Below are 1026 nucleotides of genomic sequence, written 5' to 3'. Positions count from 1 at the left end.
ATAAAAGCCAGATTGCAAGAGAGCTTGGTGTTGACAGGAGAACTGTTGACAAGTATATAAATGGTTTTCAGAAATCAAAAAAAAGAAAAAAAGGCTCGCGTCTGGATAAATATTACGATGTAATACAGGAACTGCTTTCCGGGCAGAACTCACAGGTCTTTTATTATAAAAGGATACTGTGGCAGTACCTGGTTGATAACCACGGATTAAATGACTGCAAATATTCCAACTTTTGTCATTACATTAACTCTCATGAAGAGTTTGCGGCGTATTTTAAACAAAAAAAGCCATCCAATGCAGACAGGCCGGTCATCCGTTTTGAAACACCGGCCGGAAAGCAGGCACAGCTTGACTGGAAAGAAAACATTCCGTTTGTGCTGAAATCAGGAGAAACCATAACCATCAATGTCCTTGTCCTACTGCTCTCATATTCACGGTTCCGTGTATACCGCTTATCTTTAAGCAGAACACAGGATGTTCTTCTCGCACTTCTAAACGATGCATTAGAGACATTTGGCGGGGTTCCGCAGGAAATTGTTACTGACAACATGAAAACGGTTATGGATCAGTCAAGAACAGATGCTTCCAAAGGCAAAATCAATGTCCGTTTTGAACAGTTTGCCAAAGATTACGGCTTTCAGATTCGGCCATGCATTGCAGGGAGACCGCAGACCAAGGCAAAGGTGGAAGCACCAATGAAGATACTGGATGAAATACGTGCTTATAGCGGCCGGCTTGATTATACTGAATTATGTGAACTTATAGAACGTATCAACAACCGCATCAACAGCCAGGTAAACCAGGGAACGGGAAGAATTCCGCTGCTTTATTTTGAAAAAGAAAAAGCTTTCTTAAATCCCCTTCCCACAGAAGAAATAAGAAAGCATTATCGGATTGACACATACCGTTCCAGGGTAAATCCATCCAGTATGGTAACATACAAAAATTCACAGTATTCCGTACCGCCGGAGTACATTGGAAAGGAGATGAAATTACAGGTATATGACAATTACATACACATTTATT

General features: G+C 40.9%; 1 protein-coding gene. It reads left to right on the top strand.

Going from position 1 to position 1026, the window contains the following annotated elements; translation table 11 throughout:
• Window positions 1-1026, top strand: a 1026-nt coding sequence (istA, locus tag ASU35_RS17405; RefSeq protein WP_187142797.1) for an IS21 family transposase, incomplete at both ends; no start/stop codon positions are given.

The organism is Acetivibrio ethanolgignens, assembly GCF_001461035.1.
GTDB classification, from domain to species: Bacteria; Bacillota; Clostridia; order Lachnospirales; family Lachnospiraceae; genus Velocimicrobium; species Velocimicrobium ethanolgignens.
This window is presented reverse-complemented; position numbering and strand designations above follow the sequence as displayed.